Annotated in this window: 21 protein-coding genes; 16 read left to right on the top strand and 5 right to left on the bottom strand. The window is 61.9% G+C overall.

What is annotated here, in order from left to right:
• Positions 1 to 3: 3 nt before the first annotated feature.
• The 3 genes from FJ967_RS00985 to FJ967_RS00975 are packed head-to-tail and all read left to right on the top strand — an operon-like array spanning position 4 to position 4444.
• Positions 4 to 3048, top strand: a complete 3045-nt coding sequence (locus FJ967_RS00985; protein WP_140729857.1) for a hypothetical protein — start codon at positions 4 to 6, stop codon at positions 3046 to 3048.
• Between the two features lie 3 nt (positions 3049 to 3051).
• On the top strand, positions 3052 to 3807 hold the full coding sequence (locus tag FJ967_RS00980; protein ID WP_140729856.1) for a hypothetical protein: 756 nt from the start codon (positions 3052 to 3054) through the stop codon (positions 3805 to 3807).
• Positions 3808 to 3811: 4 nt separating this feature from the next.
• Complete coding sequence (locus FJ967_RS00975; RefSeq protein WP_140729855.1) at positions 3812 to 4444, top strand: hypothetical protein; 633 nt, start codon at positions 3812 to 3814, stop codon at positions 4442 to 4444.
• On the opposite strand, the gene FJ967_RS00970 is transcribed toward FJ967_RS00975, so the two are convergent.
• Complete coding sequence (locus tag FJ967_RS00970; protein ID WP_140729854.1) at positions 4438 to 4722, bottom strand: hypothetical protein; 285 nt, start codon at positions 4720 to 4722, stop codon at positions 4438 to 4440. The two genes, FJ967_RS00975 and FJ967_RS00970, sit on opposite strands and share 7 nt — an antisense overlap.
• Positions 4723 to 4759: 37 nt before the next feature.
• Here FJ967_RS00970 and FJ967_RS00965 point away from each other — a divergent pair, with 37 nt between their 5' ends.
• The 3 genes from FJ967_RS00965 to FJ967_RS00955 all read left to right on the top strand — a co-directional run bounded on the left by FJ967_RS00965 (position 4760) and on the right by FJ967_RS00955 (position 10057).
• Entirely contained in the window at positions 4760 to 5167 is a 408-nt protein-coding gene (locus FJ967_RS00965; RefSeq protein ID WP_140729853.1) for a hypothetical protein, read from the top strand.
• Positions 5164 to 7434 carry a hypothetical protein gene (locus tag FJ967_RS00960; protein ID WP_246675135.1) on the top strand — a complete coding sequence of 757 codons (2271 nt, stop codon included), beginning with the start codon at positions 5164 to 5166 and terminating at the stop codon, positions 7432 to 7434. The genes FJ967_RS00965 and FJ967_RS00960 overlap by 4 nt, the downstream gene beginning before the upstream one ends.
• A 70-nt stretch (positions 7435 to 7504) precedes the next feature.
• Entirely contained in the window at positions 7505 to 10057 is a 2553-nt protein-coding gene (locus tag FJ967_RS00955) for a hypothetical protein (protein WP_140729851.1), read from the top strand.
• On the opposite strand, the gene FJ967_RS00950 is transcribed toward FJ967_RS00955, so the two are convergent.
• Positions 10054 to 10845, bottom strand: coding sequence for a class I SAM-dependent methyltransferase (locus tag FJ967_RS00950; RefSeq protein WP_140729850.1), 792 nt, complete (start codon positions 10843 to 10845; stop codon positions 10054 to 10056). The two genes, FJ967_RS00955 and FJ967_RS00950, sit on opposite strands and share 4 nt — an antisense overlap.
• A 41-nt stretch (positions 10846 to 10886) precedes the next feature.
• A complete protein-coding gene (locus FJ967_RS00945; RefSeq protein ID WP_140729849.1) occupies positions 10887 to 11081 on the bottom strand; it encodes a hypothetical protein in 195 nt (64 codons plus the stop codon).
• A 54-nt stretch (positions 11082 to 11135) separates the two neighbouring features.
• Here FJ967_RS00945 and FJ967_RS00940 point away from each other — a divergent pair, with 54 nt between their 5' ends.
• The 6 genes from FJ967_RS00940 to FJ967_RS00915 all read left to right on the top strand — a co-directional run bounded on the left by FJ967_RS00940 (position 11136) and on the right by FJ967_RS00915 (position 13934).
• Complete coding sequence (locus FJ967_RS00940; RefSeq protein WP_140729848.1) at positions 11136 to 12197, top strand: glycoside hydrolase family protein; 1062 nt, start codon at positions 11136 to 11138, stop codon at positions 12195 to 12197.
• Positions 12194 to 12508, top strand: a complete 315-nt coding sequence (locus FJ967_RS00935; protein WP_140729847.1) for a DUF6527 family protein — start codon at positions 12194 to 12196, stop codon at positions 12506 to 12508. Before FJ967_RS00940 ends, FJ967_RS00935 begins: the two co-directional genes overlap by 4 nt.
• On the top strand, positions 12508 to 12813 hold the full coding sequence (locus tag FJ967_RS00930; RefSeq protein WP_140729846.1) for a hypothetical protein: 306 nt from the start codon (positions 12508 to 12510) through the stop codon (positions 12811 to 12813). Before FJ967_RS00935 ends, FJ967_RS00930 begins: the two co-directional genes overlap by 1 nt.
• A 90-nt stretch (positions 12814 to 12903) precedes the next feature.
• Entirely contained in the window at positions 12904 to 13323 is a 420-nt protein-coding gene (locus FJ967_RS00925) for a hypothetical protein (RefSeq protein ID WP_140729845.1), read from the top strand.
• Positions 13323 to 13682: a hypothetical protein gene (locus FJ967_RS00920; protein WP_140729844.1), complete on the top strand. Its 360-nt coding sequence runs from the start codon at positions 13323 to 13325 to the stop codon at positions 13680 to 13682. Before FJ967_RS00925 ends, FJ967_RS00920 begins: the two co-directional genes overlap by 1 nt.
• 42 nt (positions 13683 to 13724) lie before the next feature.
• Positions 13725 to 13934, top strand: a complete 210-nt coding sequence (locus FJ967_RS00915) for a hypothetical protein (protein ID WP_140729843.1) — start codon at positions 13725 to 13727, stop codon at positions 13932 to 13934.
• Positions 13935 to 13995: 61 nt separating this feature from the next.
• Here the strand turns inward: FJ967_RS00915 and FJ967_RS00910 are convergent, their stop codons facing one another.
• The gene (locus tag FJ967_RS00910; protein WP_140729842.1) at positions 13996 to 14220 is read right to left on the bottom strand and encodes a hypothetical protein; all 225 of its coding nucleotides are present in this window, start codon (positions 14218 to 14220) and stop codon (positions 13996 to 13998) included.
• Positions 14221 to 14307: 87 nt separating this feature from the next.
• Here FJ967_RS00910 and FJ967_RS00905 point away from each other — a divergent pair, with 87 nt between their 5' ends.
• Positions 14308 to 15177 carry an ATP-dependent DNA ligase gene (locus FJ967_RS00905; RefSeq protein WP_140729841.1) on the top strand — a complete coding sequence of 290 codons (870 nt, stop codon included), beginning with the start codon at positions 14308 to 14310 and terminating at the stop codon, positions 15175 to 15177.
• 249 nt (positions 15178 to 15426) lie between these two features.
• Positions 15427 to 15645: a DUF768 domain-containing protein gene (locus FJ967_RS00895; protein WP_140729840.1), complete on the top strand. Its 219-nt coding sequence runs from the start codon at positions 15427 to 15429 to the stop codon at positions 15643 to 15645.
• Positions 15646 to 15658: 13 nt separating this feature from the next.
• Here FJ967_RS00895 and FJ967_RS00890 read toward each other — a convergent pair whose 3' ends face one another.
• Positions 15659 to 15847, bottom strand: coding sequence for a hypothetical protein (locus tag FJ967_RS00890; protein WP_140729839.1), 189 nt, complete (start codon positions 15845 to 15847; stop codon positions 15659 to 15661).
• 107 nt (positions 15848 to 15954) lie between these two features.
• On the opposite strand from FJ967_RS00890, the gene FJ967_RS00885 reads away from it, so the two are divergent.
• A complete protein-coding gene (locus FJ967_RS00885) occupies positions 15955 to 16200 on the top strand; it encodes a hypothetical protein (RefSeq protein WP_246675134.1) in 246 nt (81 codons plus the stop codon).
• 830 nt (positions 16201 to 17030) lie between these two features.
• Positions 17031 to 17546, top strand: coding sequence for a hypothetical protein (locus FJ967_RS00880; protein WP_246675133.1), 516 nt, complete (start codon positions 17031 to 17033; stop codon positions 17544 to 17546).
• Positions 17547 to 17552 lie beyond the last annotated feature (6 nt).

The raw sequence follows: 17552 nt of genomic DNA, 5'->3' as shown, positions 1-17552 counted from the left end.
TTCATGGTCCAGCAACTATCCTCCCTGCGGGTCGCGCCCGAGCTGGACGCCAGCAAATATGCCGCCGGCGCCCAGCAGAAGGTCGCGGCCGACAAGGCCATGGCGGCGTCAAACCGCGAGGTTGCCGCCACCGCGGCGCAGACGGATGCCAAGATCGTCCAGTCCGGCGACGTGCTGGCGCGCCTGTCGCGGCAGTTCGTCGACGGCTATGCCTCCGCACAGCGCATGAACTCGGCGCTGAACTCGCTTTCGCGCGGCATCGACAGCGGCAAGATCAAGATGGAGCAGGCGGGGCCGATCCTCGACGGCATCTACCGGAAATTCCAGCTTGCCGGCGATGCGTCGTTGTTCATGGCGCGTGGCCAGACCGAGCTTGCCGCGGCTGTCTCTGCCGCGAATGCCAAGCTGACCGCGCAAAAGCAGATCGCGCCGGCAAACAGCAATGTTGGTGCCCCAGGCGCCGGCGGAAACGATTCCTTCCGCCGTACCAATCTTGGCTACCAGGCTTTCGACATCGGCCAGGGCCTCGCCGCCGGCACGCCGCTGGCGATGATCGCCGCGCAGCAAGGTCCGCAGATCGCCCAGATGTACGCGGGTCAAGGCGGCCTCAATGCGCTGCTGAAGGATAGCGTCGGCATCCTTGGCAGTGTCGCTCGCGCCGCCGGTCCGTGGATAGCCGCGCTTGCCGCCATCTACGGGGCCTACAGGCTCATCGGCTCGTTTTCCGCCGAGGCGTCGCTTGGCGTCGATGCGGCGACCCGTGCGCTGGCTGCGCAGGCTGGCTCCGTTGATGCCATCGACGGCAAGATCAAGGACCTTGTCTCGATCCAGAGCGAGTATCAGAAGGCCATTACCACCACCGCTGACGCGCAGTCGGCCGCATCCGCTTCGATCGTCGCCAGCACGCAGCGTGAATTCGACGCCAAGAAACAGTTGCTCGAATTGGAACTGAAGCGTCAGGAAGCTTCCATCAAGCTGCAGGAATCCGAGCTTGCGATCGCCGGCCTCGAACTGCGCAAGAGCGTCAACCAGCAGGTCTTCACGCGCAGCGACCTCGAGCGGCAGGGCTACGCCGACCCCCGCATCAATGGCGGCATTCCCTTCGTCCGCCTGCCCGACGATGTCACCGGCCTGCAGAAGACGCAGGACGTGCTCGACAACAACCCGCTGTTCGACCAGATCAAGGAATTGCAGGCCAATTTGCAATTGACCGAATTGGGCGCCGAGCGGCTGCGCGAGGCGGTCAAGAAGGTATTCAACGATGCCGGTGGCGTCGGCGGCCCTACCTTCGCCGGCGGCAACATCCCCATCCCGCATTTCCGTGGCGTGGACGACAACCCGGCCGATCAGGATTTCATGAATGATTTCGGCAAATCGTCGTCGCGCCAGATTGCCGACTTGCAGAACCAGGCAACCGCGCTCGGCCTGACGGGTGCGGCATTGGAGGCCTTCACCTTCAAGCAACAGGCGCTGAATGCCGCGCTCGCACAAAACATCGAACTCGGGCCTGACCAGGTCGCGATCATCGAGAAACAGGCCAAGGCTTATGGCGAGGCCGCTGAGGCCTTGTCGCGGGCAAGGCTCGACAAGGATCTGGCGTTTGAGCGCGACCAGATGTTCCGGTCGGCCCAGGACCAGCAAATCGCCTCCCGGCAGCAGGGCGCCGGACTGGCCGTCGATCTCAATTCGCCGGCCGCGCAACAGATGCGCGACATGGCGAAATTCACCGACGCCAGGGACCTGGCGAACGGCTTCCTGACCGACTTCAAGACGGAATTGCTGCGCAATGGCGGCGACGTCGGCAAGGCGCTGGGCACGTCGATCCTCAACGCTTTGACCAAGTCGATGGACGATCAGCTCGGCAAGATCTTCGACAGCATCGCAAGCTGGTTGGCCTCTGCGATCACCGGCCAGCGTCCCGGCGTGACGGGCACTGCGGCGTTCGGCACGGCGGACGGCTTTGCCAGCATGCTCGGTATCGGTGCAAACGACAACTATGCGCCCGGCGCCGTCACGCGCGCACCATTGGCTGCGGTAACGTCGCTTTCGGCCTCCCCCACCAGCGACGTCGCAGCCTATATCAGGCAGGCGTCGCTTCTTCGAAACATCGATCCGGACATCGCCCTGAAGGTCGCCAAGTCGGAAGGCCTTGGCCCCGGGATATGGCAAAGCAACTATGTCAAGAACGGGTTTCGCGAGCCGTCTTTTGGCCCATTCCAATTGCTCAAGGGCGGAGCCGGAACCGGTTTTCCGACAGGTCTCGGCAATCAGTTCATGGCGCAGACCGGACTCGACCCCAGCAATCCGGCCAACGTCGGCCCTGGTATCGATTTTGCACTCAATCATGCCGCCAAAAGCGGCTGGGGCGCATGGTATGGGGCGAAGGCCGCCGGCGTTGGCAACTGGGAAGGCCTGTCAGGGGCTTCCCCGGTGGCAATCGGCTCCTCTGCTACCAAGGCGAGCGAGGCGCTGGACAAGATGTCCACGTCGGCGATGGATGCCGGCAAGAACCTGACCGACAGCATCGGCAACCTTGGCAAGACCCTAACCGGCGGTGTCGACGGCAAGGGTGGCCTTGCGTCCATCCTGGACGGCCTCAAGCCGCAGAATTTCCAGGCGAACACCACGCTCTCCGACATTCTGGGCTATTCCGGCGGCGGCGCCGCCTCCGGCTCTTCCGGTAGCGGATTCCTCGGTACGCTGCTCGGTTTCATTCCGAAGCTGTTTGGCTTTGCCGGCGGCACGGATTTCGCGCCCGGTGGGCTGGCCCGCATCAATGAACAGGGTGGCGAAATCGTCGATCTTCCCCGCGGCTCACGCGTCATCCCGCATGACGTTTCGATGCGGATGGCGGCCAATGCCAACCGGCCGGCGCCGTCGCCGGCCAAGATCGAACTGCATACCCACATCTACGGCGGTTCCGGCGACGATCATATCCGCACGCTGTCCAAGCAGGGCGCGCAGGAGGCTATCGCCGAATATCACGAGGGGCAGGTCAGCGGCGGCTTTGGCGAGACGCAACGCCGCTACACCTCGCAGAAGGCCTAGGTTATGGGCTACATCAAACTCCCCACGCTCGACATCGACTTTCTGAAACCGGCCAGGCTCTCCTTCGACACCAAGGGCGGCGGGCTTGAGGGTGGCCGCAATGGCCTTGGGGAATCGGTCACGATCGAAACCAGCGGCGGCGGCGTCCTGATCGGTTCGTATGAAGGCTGCTTCGTGCAGGCGCGCGAAGAGCACGAATACATCAACTGGATCGCGGCGCGCATGAACAGCTCGGTGCGGTTCATGAACGTCCCGATCAAATCCGACTGGATGGGCCCCTTCCCTGTCGATGCGAGAAATATCCCGCAGCCGATTGTCGGCGGCATTCCGCATTCGGACACGTCGCTGTTTTCCGATGGCGCCGGCTACAGCCAGGGCACTGTGTTCGGCACGATGGGCGCCAATGCAGCACTCAATGCCGGACAGATCACGCTGAACATCTACGGCGCCGAGCGCAATCTGCGCTGGTCGGACTGGTTTTCGATCTATCATCCGACCAAGGGCTGGCGTGCCTATCGCTACTGGGAAAGCTCCGACCCCGTCCCGGTGACGGAGACCGTGGAGGGTGTCGTCGTCACCGGATCGCAATATGTGCTCTCGCTCGACAAGCCCTTGCGTGAGGCCGTCCCGACCGGGACCCGCATCGAGTTCGCCCGGCCGCGTTGCGTGATGAAGTTTCCGGCCAGTTTCTCGCTGGCCTGGGAAGCGGAAGGTTTCTGGCGGTCGTCTCCAACCCTGCAGTTCGTCGAGGGCTTCTGAAGTCATGGCCTGGGAAGACCTGATCGGCTCCTACAGCCTCGACTACGTGCCGCAGGACGTGCTTGACCGAATGGGGTCCAGTCACACGCTCGGCATCTTCTTCCGGCTCGACACCGATCCCGGTTTGCACATCTGGGCCGGCGTCAACGACATCCCGGCCGGATTCGACAGTCTCGATGAGGACGGCACGGTCTATCTCGGCGGCGGCCGGCTGCTGAACATTCCAACGCTCGAGGTGTTGGTCAACGGGCAGAGCTCCAGCGTCGAATTCGGCATTTCCGGCATCGACCCCGACACTGCTGCAAGCGTGCTCGACACGATGCCCGACGTGCGCGGCAAGGACCTGAAAATCGGCTTCACGACGCTGGACGATTATTACCAGCCGACCAGCCCGATCATCGCGCTGTGGACCGGCACGGCGTCGCATCCGACGGAATCGAGCCCTGCGGTATCGGGCACGGAAAACCCGACGACAACAGTGACGCTGGCCACCGTATCGGGCAACAACACCAGGTCGCGCGCTTCGCTGGTCCTGTGGTCCGGGCCACACCAGAAGGCGATGTATCCGACCGACAAATTCTGCGACGGCACGGCGCGGCTCGCCCGCGGCGTCGCGCCGGCATGGCCGAACTACTGATCTGTTGACCAATCGTACATCGCCGTAGCTTCATCGTAGTCGATGCCTTCGACGGTCAAAGTTCCCGGAGAATACTCGACCTTCGTAAGTAACAACGTGCTTGCGTGAGTACGGAATGGTTTGTGGAGGTGAAGGCATCTGAAGGCCTTGATTGCCAAGTCATCATCAGCGCCGACCTCAATATCTTCACGAACCGATTGTTGCCACCTCGACCATAGGGTTTTCGGCAATCGTCCCGACGGATACGCCTGCGGAAACTCGTCTGCTTTCGATGTCATTTCCCCTCTCCCGTCTTGAGGCGAGAAACCTTAGCACATGACCCTGCAAGAATACATCCGGCTGCCGCATCGCTGGCGGTGGGGGTTCACCGATTGCACCCTGTTCGCGGCCGACTGGGTTGTCGAGGCGACAGGCAAGGACCCGGGCGCCGACCTGCGCGGGACATATTTCGACGCCGAAGGCGCGGCGATGGTCCTGCGGGCAGCGGGCGGCGTGGAGCGGCTTGTCGACAAGAAGCTCCGCGCGCTTGGCTTTGCCGGCACCGATGAACCGCGCGACGGCGATATCGGTATCGTGCTTGCGATGGCGGGCTTCGACGCAGCCGGAGCGGTGGTCAAGGAAATCCCGGCCATCCGCTTCGGCCCGCTCTGGGCCGTGATGTCGGCGCGCGGCGCCATGGTCAAATCCCTGGAATGGACCGGCGTGGCATGGCGCATAGCGTGAACCCTTTCGACGATGCGCTGCGCCAGGCGCTGGCAACGGCATCGCGCAAGGGCACTTACAGTCCCGCCATCGGCGCATTCGAAACAGCGTCGACCCAGGAGATCATGGCCGAAGGCTGGACCGGCGAATACCGCTGGCCGGTTCATCGTGATCCGATCTTCACGCCGATCTTCACCGCCATTCTCGGTACCGGCGGCTTCTCGCTCTTCGGCGCGACCATCTCTTATGCCGCCATCGCCTCGGCGATCGTCACCACGGCGATCGTCGCCGGTGTGCAATATCTGCTGACTCCGAAGCCGCCCAAGCCCGAGGATGGCCGCGCACCGCTGACGCAGCCCATTCCCTATAGGTTCTGGGGCGTCGGCGAAGCCCGGCTGGCCGGCGCCCTGATGTTGTGGGAAGCGCTCGACAACAAGATGTATTCCGTCCAGGCGATCGTCGGCCACCGCATCAATGCCTACACCGGCTACTACCTCAATGACGACAAGGTCACGCTCAGCGGCAATCGCGTCGTCAGCCCGGACGGAAAACGCTACGGCGACGACGCCCGCGAATGGGTGATGATCTACAGCCGGCTCGGCCTGACGCCGGAGACGGCGATCGCTGAATTCGTCACGCCTCTCTCGGGTCAGGGCATCTGGACCAGCAATCATCGGGGAGACGGGCAGGCCTCGGTCGGCATGCGATGCATGAGCCCGAATGTCGAATATTTCCAAAAGTTCTTCCCTTATGGGAAGCCCGCCCTGTCCGTTGTCGCGCAGCTTGCCCTGGTCTGGGATTTTCGCAATCCGGCACAAGATCCCGAAGACCCCTCGACCTGGGCATTCTCGAAGAACTCGATCCTCAATCTTGCCTGGCACGAGTGCTTCAACCCGTTCGGCACCAAGCGCGATTTCCGCAAGGCGATCCTGCCTGTTCTCGACATGTGGCAGGAAGAGGCCGATGTCTGCGACGAGGATGTGCCGCGGGCGGCCGGCGGCACGGAGAAGCGCTACGAATGCGGCGGCTTCGACACCACCGACCATGATCCGAAAAGCGGCACCAATGCCATCCTCGCCACCTGTGACGGCTGGATGTGCGAGCGCGGCGATGGCGCCCTCCTCGTCGTCGCCGGCAAATTCCGGGAGAAGTATGTCGCCACCCTGACCGATGCCGACATCGTCGGCCACACCGTGCAGCACGACGTTTTGCCGGAAGAGGAGGTTAACCAGTTCATCCCGAAATTCACCTATCCGGCGACCGACTACACGACGACGGATACCGACTATTTCGAGGATACCGCGGCACAGATCGATGCCGGCCGGGTCTTGCCGCAGGACGGCAGCTACATCTGGGTGCAGCAATGGCGCCAGGCACGCCGGCTTGGCAAACGGGAATTCGCCCGGGCACGCGCCAAGAAACGCGGCACGCTCGACGTGCGCTTCACAGGCATCAACGCGATTTACGCGCCGTGGGTGCGGCTGGACACGCCGCGCCGGCTTCCATCGCTGGACGGTGCGCTGATCAACAACAGGCGTTCGGTGCTCTCGGTGTCTCGGGGCGGGTTCCAGATGACCTTCGTCAAGATGCCCGACGATATCGATGCATGGAACCCGGCCGATGATGAGGGTGCCGCGCCTCCCGTGCCGCCAAAGCCGGTTTCGGACGGCATTCCGACGCCCTCGATCGACACTGCGACGGCCGTTTCAGGTGGCGGCACCGTCTATGTCAGGGTGGTGCTTGTCGATCCGAACCGCGATGACGTCACTCCATCGATCCGCTACCGCATCACCGATGTCGGCGGCGGCACGCCAGGGGCCTGGGTCGAGCAGAAATTCCCCGACGCCACGCCTTCGGGCGGGTTGATCGTTGCCAACACCAATCCGGTTCCGGCCAACACATCGATCGATATCCAGGCCGCCTTCATCGGCTCGAACAATTCCTATGGTCCATGGACCGGCAGCGTCACGCTGGTCTCGACGGTCGACACGACGCCGCCGGCAGCCGTCTCGGGCGTGGTCGCGACCGGCGGCGTCGGTCAGGTGGCGCTGACCTGGAACACGCCGAACTCGGCCAACTATGTCGCCACCAACATCCGGCGCAACACCGTCAACAATGAAGGCACAGCGACCGTCGTGCGCACTGAGTACGGCGCGCCGTCGTCGGCCGACGCCTGGACCAACACCGGGCTTACCGCCGGCACCTATTACTATTGGCTGCGCGCGGCAAACGGCTCGGCAGTCGAAAGCACCAGCAGCGTCGCCACCGGCGCGGTCAACGTCACCTGACAGGACCCTTCGTTTCGCACCCTCATTCGCCCTGCCGCCTCGGCGGGGTCTCCAGCCCTGGAGCTTTCGCATGCCCGAACTGATGAATACGATCATGGCGGATGGCCCGTCCTCCAATCCGCAACAGCCGGTCAAGGCGCAACTGCGGGCATGGGGAACCTGGGTCGAAGGGATCATCACCGCTTTCCTGTCGAGCGGTGGGCTGATCTACGACACCAAGGCCCATCTCGACGCCGATCTTGCTCATCCGGCCAACTCCATGGCATGGGTTCTTGGTGACGCCACCGTCGCCAACAATGGCGTCTATCGCAAACTGCTTGGCACGGGCGTAGGGTCCTGGACCCGCGTCGCCGATCTGCCCTACAGCTTCATCGCCGCCGTCGACGCCGGCGCCGGCACGCCGAACGCGATCATTGCCACGTCGAGCATTCCCCTGCCGGCGGCCGATGCTGGGGCACTCATCGCCTTCAGCGTCTTCGAAGCCAATGTCGGCTCGCCCGTGACGGTGGCCTTCAACGGCGCTGCCGCGCTGACCATCAAGACCAATTCAGGCAACAACGTCGTCGCCGGCGGCCTGACAGCGGGCATGGTCGTTGCGGGCTACAAGTCGGGCACGACCTTCCGGCTCTTATCGGACCAGGCGAGCGCGGCCATTCAGGCCGCTGCCGAAGCCGCCGCGTCCGCAGCTGCGACTTCGGCAGCGGCTGCTGCGGCTTCGGCAGCGGCAATCAATCTGCCGTCGCCTGTGGCCAGCACCCTACTGGTGCGAAATCCGGCGAATTCGGCCTACGATCCGAAGCCTTTCCCCGAAGTGCGCAATCTGCTTGCAACAGCCTCCTATGTCGCGACGCGCACGGCGCTCAAGGCACTCGATACAACGAAGGATGCTACTGTTCATCTCACGGAAAATGGCCGAGAGGGAATGTTTGTTTGGCGCGCGGGCGATTTCTCCGCGCTAATCGCTCTGGACACGCAAGAAGGCGTTTGGCTCAAGGCGGATGCGATTGCAGCAAATGCTGGCGCATGGGTTCGCCAGCATGAGGGTGAATTGTTGCCCGAGTGGTTCGGCGCGGTTGGTAATGCGGTTGCAAACGACCGTGCTGCAGTTCTCGGGTCCCTAGCTTTTGGCTTCCCGGTCCTTCTCTCTAGGGTTTACGCCATTGGCAGCGCGATGACGCTGAACAATAAATCAGTCAGCATCAGGGGCACCGGCCAGTATATTTCGGGGTTGTTGGACACGGGTGTCGCCGCTGGAGCTTACGTGCTTTCGATCACGAACACTGACTACACCAACCCCGTGAGCCTTCGCGACTTCTCCATCCTGACCGACCAGGCGACCGTATCGCGCGGACTGAATGTCGCCTTTGGTGTTTTCGATGGCGAGTTCAATCGGCTTCCGTTCCGCCTGCTGATGGAGAACATGGAAATCCGAGGCAGGGCAGTGGACATCAATGGCCGCCTAACCAAGGGGTTTGCGCGGGGCGTGACGTTGAAAAACGTCATCAGGCCGCAAATCACCAACGTTGTCGTTGCCGGGCGCGGCGACGGGCTTCTTCAGGCCAACAACACGTACATGGACAAGGGGTGGGAGCTTTTGTCCGACTATCACGCGACCGATCCCTACCAGCGCGCGTCTCCCACCGACCCGGTTTTCCGTGACTGCCACGTCTACTCGGCAGACAAAGGCTGGAGCATCGACGGACATTGGGAAGGGTTGATCTTCGACCACTGCGTTTCCGTGCTGGTCAACTATTGCTGGTATGCGGAGGCCAACAATCCCCCCGGCACCGGCGGCATCGCCTATCCGTGGATTGTCTTCGACAACTGCCACGGCAATTTCTTCTATGAGGGCATCCACATCAAAGAGTACTTCGACGTTCGGCTGACCAAACCGCTTCTCTATAAATGGTCAGTCGCTCCCGTCGGCTTCGTATCCACGGCAATCAACCTCATCAACTGCCCGCGTGTCGACATCGATGCGCCCGGCTTGGTCAACCTTACGAATGGCATCGACAACCAGCAACTTAACGGCATCTATATGGACGGCTGTCTTGGCGGTTCCATTCGTCGCCCGCAGTTTTCCGGCGTGACGTACGGGGTGCAGTTGGCCAACGCGACCGCGGACGTGGTGTATGACCGTGGCACGTGGCGAGACCTGCCGGGCTTTGGTCCTACGCCTATTGAATATCAAGACCTTGGGACCGGTGCGAACAATGGACAGCGAGACGTGCCCTTAGAGGTGACTGCGACCAATGCTGCCACGAACAGCATCACCACCGCCCAAACTGACCTTGTGACACTCGATCTTGGGACCGTCTGGAAGAACGACGAAATAGTCATCGACTATACGGTCACGGCGACGAAGGATGCGACCGCCGCCCCGGTCTCGTTCACGTTAAGCAAATCGGCAGGCACGTCCGCTGTCCAATTCTATGGCGGTCAGACATTTGCCGCCGATAGTCTTTATGCCTTGGGGGGCTTGGCTTTCACCAAATCAGGGAGCGTGCGCGCGAAGATCACCGCCTCGGGAACCTGTACGATCAAGCTCCAGGCCGCCTGCGTTGCGGGAGCGGCCTCGGTGGCGATCAACGGTGTGCGGTCCAGGGTTGTCCGGCCGTTCTAAAGTATCATGCAGGGTGCATCGAACAGAACCTGGTTCGCGTTGTGATACCCGGTCTCGGCAAGCTTCAGATATCTGCTTGCACAAGGGATATCCGAATTCTGTTCGCAGAACTCGATCATGCCCTGCCTGTACCGCTCGTGCCACTCGTGATGGCAGGAGTAGAGCTTGTTGAGGCAGAACGCGAATGGGACCAGCCTATGCCGGTTGTGCGTGAGAAAGAACCTGGCGATGCCATCCATTAGACCGATCATCGCCCAATTGCAGAAATCGTCCGAGGAGACCACGCCGCCCCTGAGCAGGGCATCGGCGCAGATCGCGTGATCGTGCAAGACGGGCCAGGAGCTATGGTCGCCGTCGATGGAAATGAAAGCTGGCTTGGAGCCGCAAAGCGCAAGGATGTCGTCCGTACGGGATTCCTGCGAGTTGCGAACCTCAATCTTAATCTCGTCGGTCGACCCGAAAAGCTTCTTGAAGGTATCTTGGGCCTCGTCCTCCTTCGAGAACCAGAACACATCCATGCCGTAGGACTTCGGCGATTGCTGGCCACCGTACACCTTTGCGCAGTGGTGCATGGCTGACAGGTACTTGCCATGATAGACGCCGATTTCGAAGTTTGGCCCTGCGATGCCGTGTTTTGCCATGGTGTGCATGATAGCGGCAGTAACAAAGACATTGTCGTCGTGCAGCCATCCTTGGATGCCAGCGAGGTCCCTTGAAACGAAATCTTTCGTCTGTCGCTCTATTAGCATGTCTGCACTTTCAGCTTCTGATGGGTTGTTCTCGGCCAAGTAGCCCTTCGCGCTGAATCGCGTCAACCCTCGAAGACCGATCAACCAAGCCTAAACCAGTTCGTCCGTCCACTGACGAACTGCGTAACCCGTATCCACTCGCCTGACTTCGGCTCACGCCCCAGACCGTCGGTGACAGGCCCGAGCGTCGCCGCAGCTTCATCGAAGCTTTCCGCCTGAACGTCGGTGAGCGTCAGTGCCACGCCATCACGCATCGTTTCGATTGTGAAAATCATCGGCCCGCTCCCTAGCGCCGACCATAGCCAATCATCACCCGAAAGGAAAACATCATGCAGACCAGTCCAGCCGGACGGGCGGCGATCGCTCGTCGTGAAGGAAACAAGCTGACGGCATACCGCGATACCGGCGGCGTGCTCACCATCGGGGTCGGCCACACCTCGGCGGCCGGGCCGCCCAAGGTCACGGCCGGCATGAAGATCACCGCCGCACAGTCGGACGAAATCCTTGGACGCGACCTGGCCACGTTCGAGGCTGCGGTGAACAAGGCCGTGAAGGTGTCGCTATCCCAGAACCAGTTCGATGCGCTGGTGTCGCTGGCTTTCAACATCGGCGCTGGAGCGTTTGCAAGCTCGACCCTGGTCAAGCGCCTCAACAAGGGCGACTACGCCGGCGCCGGCGATGCGTTCATGATGTGGAAGAAGCCGCCCGAGATCATCGGCAGGCGAAAGACGGAGCAGAAGCAGTTCCTGTCCGGCAAGGCCCCGTCCGCACCCCAGCCGGCCCCGCCAGCGCCTGTCCCCGCCGCGCCGGTCCAGCCGCAGCCCGAAGCGCCTGCCGCCGCTCCCGCGGCTCCGGTCGCCACGGAACAGGCCACGGTCGCGCGGGTGCAGGAGCAGTTGTGGAACCTCGGCTATACCGAGGTTGGATCGCGCGGCGCCGACGGCAAGTTCGACGGCAAGGCCGGCACGATGACGGCGACGGCCGTGCGCGCCTTCCGGGCCGACAACGGCCTGCCCGAGGGTGACGCGATCGACGATGATCTGTTGCTCGCCCTCCAGAAGGCGAAGCCCCGCGTCATTGCGCCGGAGCGTGCCAATGCGCCGGCCGACGTCGTGCGCGACAAGGTGCCTGAGGTGAAGGCGAACTGGCTGTCCAAGATCGGCGGCTACATCTTCGGCATTCCGGCGGCGATCGGCGCCGTGCTCAAGCCGGCGCTCGACAACATCCCGGTCGCCAAGACCTACATCGACCCGCTGACCTTGATGGCGAGCGACATTCCCGGTTGGGTCTGGCTCGCCGGCGTCGCCGGTATCGCGGGCGCCCTGGTGGTGATTTCCCGCCATGGCGAGGCCAAGGGCGTCGAGGCGTTCAAGACCGGGGCGCGGCGATGAGCGAGGTCAAGACGGAGCCGGTTACGGCCACCTATTTTGACGATTGGCACAAGCAGAGAACCGCGAAGGTTGCCGGCAGCATCAGCGTTTCGCCTTTCCCTGATGAGGACGGTAACCAGTACCTCTCATATTGTTGCCCGTGTGGATGCGGTCGCCTTGCGCCGCTTTTGGTCGGCAATGGCTTTAAACCTGCCGAAAGCCCGTCATGGCAATGGAACGGCTCGCGCGAAAAGCCGACCCTCACGCCCTCCATCAACCATATCGGCCATTGGCACGGCTATCTCACGGACGGTGTCTGGAGATCATGCTGATGATCGAGCTTGTTGCCGTTGCGCTGCGCAACTGGAAGCTGGTGGCGCTCTGCGCGCTCATCGCCGCCGTGCCGGCCGGCTACCTGATCGGCCACTGGCAAGGCGATTCTCAGGGTTACAGCCGTCGCGTCGCCGAAGTCGCGGCGGCCGATGTTAAAGCCGAACTGGAAAGGAAAGGCGACAATGCGAAACTTCAGGGCATGTCCGATTATGATCTGTGTGTTGCTGGCCTTCGCGGTAACGGGATGCCAGTCGACGCCTGCGAGCAGTTGCGCGGGGTTCCGGGCGAACAGCTTAAGCCCTGAAGGCACCATCGCCCTCATCAAGGCGAACCGGCCAGGCTATGAGCGCGTGATCGGGAATGACCGCAACGGCCAACGCCGAGGTTGCTGGAGATGATCACCGGCCGGATCGTCGAGCGCTTCCGCGAGCGCGTCTCGGAATGGTTCTGCGCGGGCTATCTCTTCATCTGGGGTGCATCGCTGCTGCATCCCAGCGCGGCGTTCAGCGCGCCTGGCTACGCTTTTTTTCGCAAGTTCGGTGAGAACGACGTCGGCTGGACGTTGGCCGGCATAGGTCTCCTCTGGCTGCTGGGTCTCATCGTCAATGGCTCGCGCCAGAAAGCGACGTCGACAATCCGGCTCTGTTGCGGCGTGGTCGGGTCCGTCACGTTCGGCCTGTTCGGTATGGGGTTTGTGGGGTCGTATTACATCACCGGCATTCTGAGCGCCGGTCTGGGTCTCAACTTCCTGCTGTCCCTTCTGGCGCTCTACTGCCTTTACTGGATCGCGGTGGACAAGCGGACAAATGGCTGATGGACGGCAGTGCAGGCATTCCCGAATGGGTGATGTGGGTTGGTGCGGCGATCGGCTCCATGCTTGGCGCCCTGGTCATCCGCTTGGGCTGGAAGTCGGCTGGCGGTGAGAAGAGCGGGCCAAGCGACGGCAAGACCTTCACGCTAGACGCTGCCCTTGTCGATAGTGGCGCCGTGCGCCTGCTGACCGCCGCGATCGAGGCGCACACCATGGAAGCCGTCGCGCACCGCTCGGAGGCCGAGAAGGCGCGTCAGATCGGCTATCGCATGGTCGAGGCCGTCAACAGTTGCGCCGGCGAGATCGAAGAGCTTCGACGCGAGATCGGCGACCTGTCCAGGGAAATCGCCAGGTCGAAGTAATCCGCGCCCGGCGGTTCCGGGCAGTCACAAAGGAAAATACCCATGACCACAAATATCAAGGTGAACACCAACGGCAACTACGTTTCGACGATCAAGATCAACGGCGTCGAGGCTGGCACTGTCGGTCCCGGCACGATGGTCGAGAAGTCTTTCGGTCTGCCGCACAACAATGGCGGGCCTTCGGTTTTCGAGGTGTTCGAACGCCCGGCCACGGCCGAAGAGATCGAAGCGGCGAAAGCTGCATCCGCCTAGTTAGGCCCAAACTGGAGGCTCAGAGCCGCCGTGCCGAAAGGTCCGGCGGCTTTTTTTCGTTTCAGACCTTGATATTCGGCGCTGGCGGCTTGGTCGTGGTGCTCAACTGCAGCCTGTCCACCGTCGCCACGATGGCGGCGGCGAGCGCTTCAGCCTCGTCCATGACGCAGGGTCCGTAGAGCCCGTTGACGGCTTCCTCGCTCGGGAGAACGCCCGGTGGACAGTGCTGCTCGATCGCTTCCCTGATCATCCGCAAGGCGGCGCGGCAGTGGAGATCGTTCCTCATGGACGATTCGAACACGGCGGCACGGTAAAAGTTCCGGAACCATTTTAGCGCAGGCTTATTGAATCGCGGTTTTGCGTGAGTGCGTGCATGCGTTTGAAGTTCGTCGACCCGCTGTTGCCGACCCTGGTCGAAAAGCCTCCCGAAGGCGACGGGTGGATTCACGAAATCAAATTCGACGGCTATCGCTCCCAGATCATCATCGACAAGGGCGTTCGGATTTTCACCCGCAACGGCATGGACTGGACGACCAAATATCGCGACCTGGCCGCCGCGGCGAAGCGCATCGAGGTCGATGACGCCATCATCGACGGCGAGATTGTCGTGCTGAACGAAGCCGGGCTGGCGGACTTCGCCGCGCTGCGCAAGGCCATCACGCGCCGGCAGCAGGACCTCTATTTCGTCGCCTTCGACATCCTGCACCTCAACGGCCACGATCTGCGCGACATGGCGCTGGAAGAGCGGCGCACGGTGCTGGAGGGGCTGATTGAACCGGGAAGCAGGATCCAGTTCAGCCAGGCGATGGAAGGCGACGCCAAGGCGATCTTCCACCTGATCGACCAAGCCGGCATCGAGGGCATGGTTTCGAAGCGGGGCGACAGCAAGTATCGCAGCGGCCGGTCCACCAACTGGCTGAAGATCAAGAGCTATGCCGTCGAGGAATACGACCTGCTCGGCGTCGAGCGGGAAGCCGGCAAGCCCGCCTTCGCCCTGATGGCCGACCGCGCCACCGGCAAGTATGTCGGCTCCGCCTTCATCAATTCCAGCCGCGCCATCCGCGAACGGCTGTGGAAGCGCGTCCAGGAGCATGCCGGCCCGGCGCCCAAGGGCATGAAGCGGCCGGCGACGCAATGGGTGAAGCCGGGTATCATCGGCCGTGTGAAGCACTTGCGCGGCGAAGAGGATTTGCGGCACGCTTCGTTGCAGGATTTTCGGGAGGAAAAAGATGGGGGTCGCTAAAAAGGATCAGGAGCGCGCCGGCTACGCCTGGATGTATGGAGCGCAGGCGCGCAAGGACGGCAAGGAACGAGCCGTACCGGAATACTGGGAAGAGTGGCGAGATGCCCTAGTTGCAGGGCTTCGATGGCGTCCCGCTTGACGGGGGTGTGAAGGTCGCGTCGGTCAGCGGGCAGATGGAAGCGGAAGTTGACGAGAGCGCGGTAGGAAAGAGGAAGGGAACCTAAGCGTTAGCCTGAGCTTATGTGCTCCATGAGCACACGCGGCATCAACTTTCTCGACAAATGGATGGCAGAGCAACTGCCCGAAACCGCAACCGACGATCCAACCGTCATCAGCGACCTCGCCGACGAAGCGATGGAAGCTGCCGACAAGGCGGGCATTTCGACCAGCGAAATCACCGAGGAGGTGCCGAGCGTGTTCGAGGTCATCGCCGAAGCCATGGACCACCGCGAAGGCGGCACGCCCTGACCCTGATCGGGTCCTACAAATAACGCTCGCCATCATCCTTGTGCTCGAAACAGAACCAGTGCGATTCCTGACGTGGCCTGTTGAACCCAAAGCCGGCATGTTTGCCGCAGCCTTCATGCTCGCATGTGTGGCCCAGCACCCTGGCACGCTCTCGCGGCGCCGGCGTCATGCCGTCGGCGAGTTTGGTTGGTTCGTCACTCATGGGGGATAGATTCCACAAGACGACTTGACGGGCAAGGAATTTGTTCCTTTTCTGTTCTCATGGCGCACGATCCGATCGACACGCTAGGCAAAGCGACCCGGCACAACATGCTTGTGAAGGCGGAATGCAGTTGTGGCAACGTCCGCTACTGCAGATCGGCCGATCTGATGATGGTCTATGGCGGCGGCGTCGATCCGCTGAAGCTGAAATTCGACTGCAGCCGGTGCAAGCCACAAGTGAAGATCACCTTGCTCGAGGTCCATCCCGAGCACCTGCCCAAGAAACTGATGATCCACAAGCCGATGAAGGTCGGTGACAAGATCACCTGGTACACCGAGCGGTTCCGGGGATGACCAAGACGCTAGCCGACACCCTGGCGGCACGTGAGCGCGTTTTCGTCAACTGCTCGCATCCAATGTGCTGTCGATCGACCAAGCTGGACATCCAGTCGCTCATTGATCGCCTGGGACCTGATCACGGCTCCATGCACGATGACCTGGTTGGCCTATTCAAATGCTCCCGTTGTGAAGCCGCCGGGCGCGACCGTAGACCTGTCTTCTTCACGTGCGTCCCCGATTATGACGGTATCGACAAAGCGAGGACCCGCGATGGGAAACCCACGGTCAAGCGCTAGTTACACCGAGGCTGTCACTTGAACGCTACAGCAGTTTCAACTTTACCCGCTTTTGCCGGCAATTCGAGCCTCTGGAAAATCGAAACATCCGCTGAGGCTATTGCGCATTTCACTGGCCTGTCACGCCGGAGGTCGCGGGTTCGAGCCCCGTCACTCGCGCCATTTCCCTCAAGGATTGCAAGTCCTTGGCTCCAGGGAAATGCCGACATGAATTGTCAAACTTCTCCTTCAGAAATGAAGCATCGCGACGTGGTCTTATCGCCTTTGTCGCTGGTTTGTGTGCTGGCCGCGATGATCCTGCCCAGGCCTAGCGCACGCGGGTCGACCGTTTCACAGCACCTCAAAAAACCAGTCATGTAAGAGCGACAATGTGGCTAACGGGACGCCACTCCAATAGGTTGAGAGCAGCTTCGCAAGCGACTCGGCCCGTGTTGAACCGCGTTTGATCTTGCGATTCCCACTTGCGGATTTGCCCACAAAGCGCTCGATTCATTTCGCAGGTAACTGAACTGCATCAGTATGCTGCCCGAACGGCATGGAGGACTTATAGTGTCGATCACATCAAACATTCCTATGCGTACGATATTCACGCTCATGTATCTCGGCGGTGTGGCGACGGTCGCCACCGCCCTTTTCCCGACGACCGCGTCGGCCGACCGCCTGCAGCGATGCGCCAGGGAGGGTGGCATCTGCCGGCTGCCATATCCGGCCGAAGTGGTTTTTGGCGCCAATGGCCGCACCACGTCCCGTTTCATCGACCGTGACGCGGTCCCCTGCTCAACTCGCGTTTTTGGCGACCCTGCGCGCGGCCATGAAAAGGCGTGCTATATCGTGATGCGCGACCGCGGCGGGTCCGGTGACGATTACGATGAACCGCGCCGCGAGAAGTGGGTGGCCTGCGCCGATGAAGGCGAGTTCTGCGATTTCTATGGCCGCAAGGTGGTGAGATACGGGGCGCGCGGCCGGTTCACGCAAGATGTGTTCCGCAATGGCGTGGAATGCGACAACGATACGTTCGGCGACCCCATCCCCGACGCCGGAAAGCGCTGCTATATCAAGCAGTAAGCCACG

It is taken from the genome of Mesorhizobium sp. B2-3-4 (assembly GCF_006442315.1).
GTDB lineage: Bacteria > Pseudomonadota > Alphaproteobacteria > Rhizobiales > Rhizobiaceae > Mesorhizobium.
This window is presented reverse-complemented; position numbering and strand designations above follow the sequence as displayed.

What these genes read in the sequence shown, in the direction of transcription:
- FJ967_RS00885 (WP_246675134.1), top strand. Translation starts at nt 15,955, where the DNA reads ATGCTTGTGAAGGCGGAATGCAGTTGTGGCAACGTCCGCTACTGCAGA.
- FJ967_RS00955 (WP_140729851.1), top strand. Translation starts at nt 7,505, where the DNA reads ATGCCCGAACTGATGAATACGATCATGGCGGATGGCCCGTCCTCCAAT.
- FJ967_RS00935 (WP_140729847.1), top strand. Translation starts at nt 12,194, where the DNA reads ATGAGCGAGGTCAAGACGGAGCCGGTTACGGCCACCTATTTTGACGAT.
- FJ967_RS00905 (WP_140729841.1), top strand. Translation starts at nt 14,308, where the DNA reads ATGCGTTTGAAGTTCGTCGACCCGCTGTTGCCGACCCTGGTCGAAAAG.
- FJ967_RS00930 (WP_140729846.1), top strand. Translation starts at nt 12,508, where the DNA reads ATGATCGAGCTTGTTGCCGTTGCGCTGCGCAACTGGAAGCTGGTGGCG.
- FJ967_RS00925 (WP_140729845.1), top strand. Translation starts at nt 12,904, where the DNA reads ATGATCACCGGCCGGATCGTCGAGCGCTTCCGCGAGCGCGTCTCGGAA.
- FJ967_RS00940 (WP_140729848.1), top strand. Translation starts at nt 11,136, where the DNA reads ATGCAGACCAGTCCAGCCGGACGGGCGGCGATCGCTCGTCGTGAAGGA.
- FJ967_RS00980 (WP_140729856.1), top strand. Translation starts at nt 3,052, where the DNA reads ATGGGCTACATCAAACTCCCCACGCTCGACATCGACTTTCTGAAACCG.
- FJ967_RS00910 (WP_140729842.1), bottom strand. Translation starts at nt 14,220, where the DNA reads ATGAGGAACGATCTCCACTGCCGCGCCGCCTTGCGGATGATCAGGGAA.
- FJ967_RS00970 (WP_140729854.1), bottom strand. Translation starts at nt 4,722, where the DNA reads ATGACATCGAAAGCAGACGAGTTTCCGCAGGCGTATCCGTCGGGACGA.
- FJ967_RS00915 (WP_140729843.1), top strand. Translation starts at nt 13,725, where the DNA reads ATGACCACAAATATCAAGGTGAACACCAACGGCAACTACGTTTCGACG.
- FJ967_RS00945 (WP_140729849.1), bottom strand. Translation starts at nt 11,081, where the DNA reads ATGATTTTCACAATCGAAACGATGCGTGATGGCGTGGCACTGACGCTC.
- FJ967_RS00985 (WP_140729857.1), top strand. Translation starts at nt 4, where the DNA reads ATGGTCCAGCAACTATCCTCCCTGCGGGTCGCGCCCGAGCTGGACGCC.
- FJ967_RS00965 (WP_140729853.1), top strand. Translation starts at nt 4,760, where the DNA reads ATGACCCTGCAAGAATACATCCGGCTGCCGCATCGCTGGCGGTGGGGG.
- FJ967_RS00895 (WP_140729840.1), top strand. Translation starts at nt 15,427, where the DNA reads ATGAGCACACGCGGCATCAACTTTCTCGACAAATGGATGGCAGAGCAA.
- FJ967_RS00975 (WP_140729855.1), top strand. Translation starts at nt 3,812, where the DNA reads ATGGCCTGGGAAGACCTGATCGGCTCCTACAGCCTCGACTACGTGCCG.
- FJ967_RS00920 (WP_140729844.1), top strand. Translation starts at nt 13,323, where the DNA reads ATGGACGGCAGTGCAGGCATTCCCGAATGGGTGATGTGGGTTGGTGCG.
- FJ967_RS00890 (WP_140729839.1), bottom strand. Translation starts at nt 15,847, where the DNA reads ATGAGTGACGAACCAACCAAACTCGCCGACGGCATGACGCCGGCGCCG.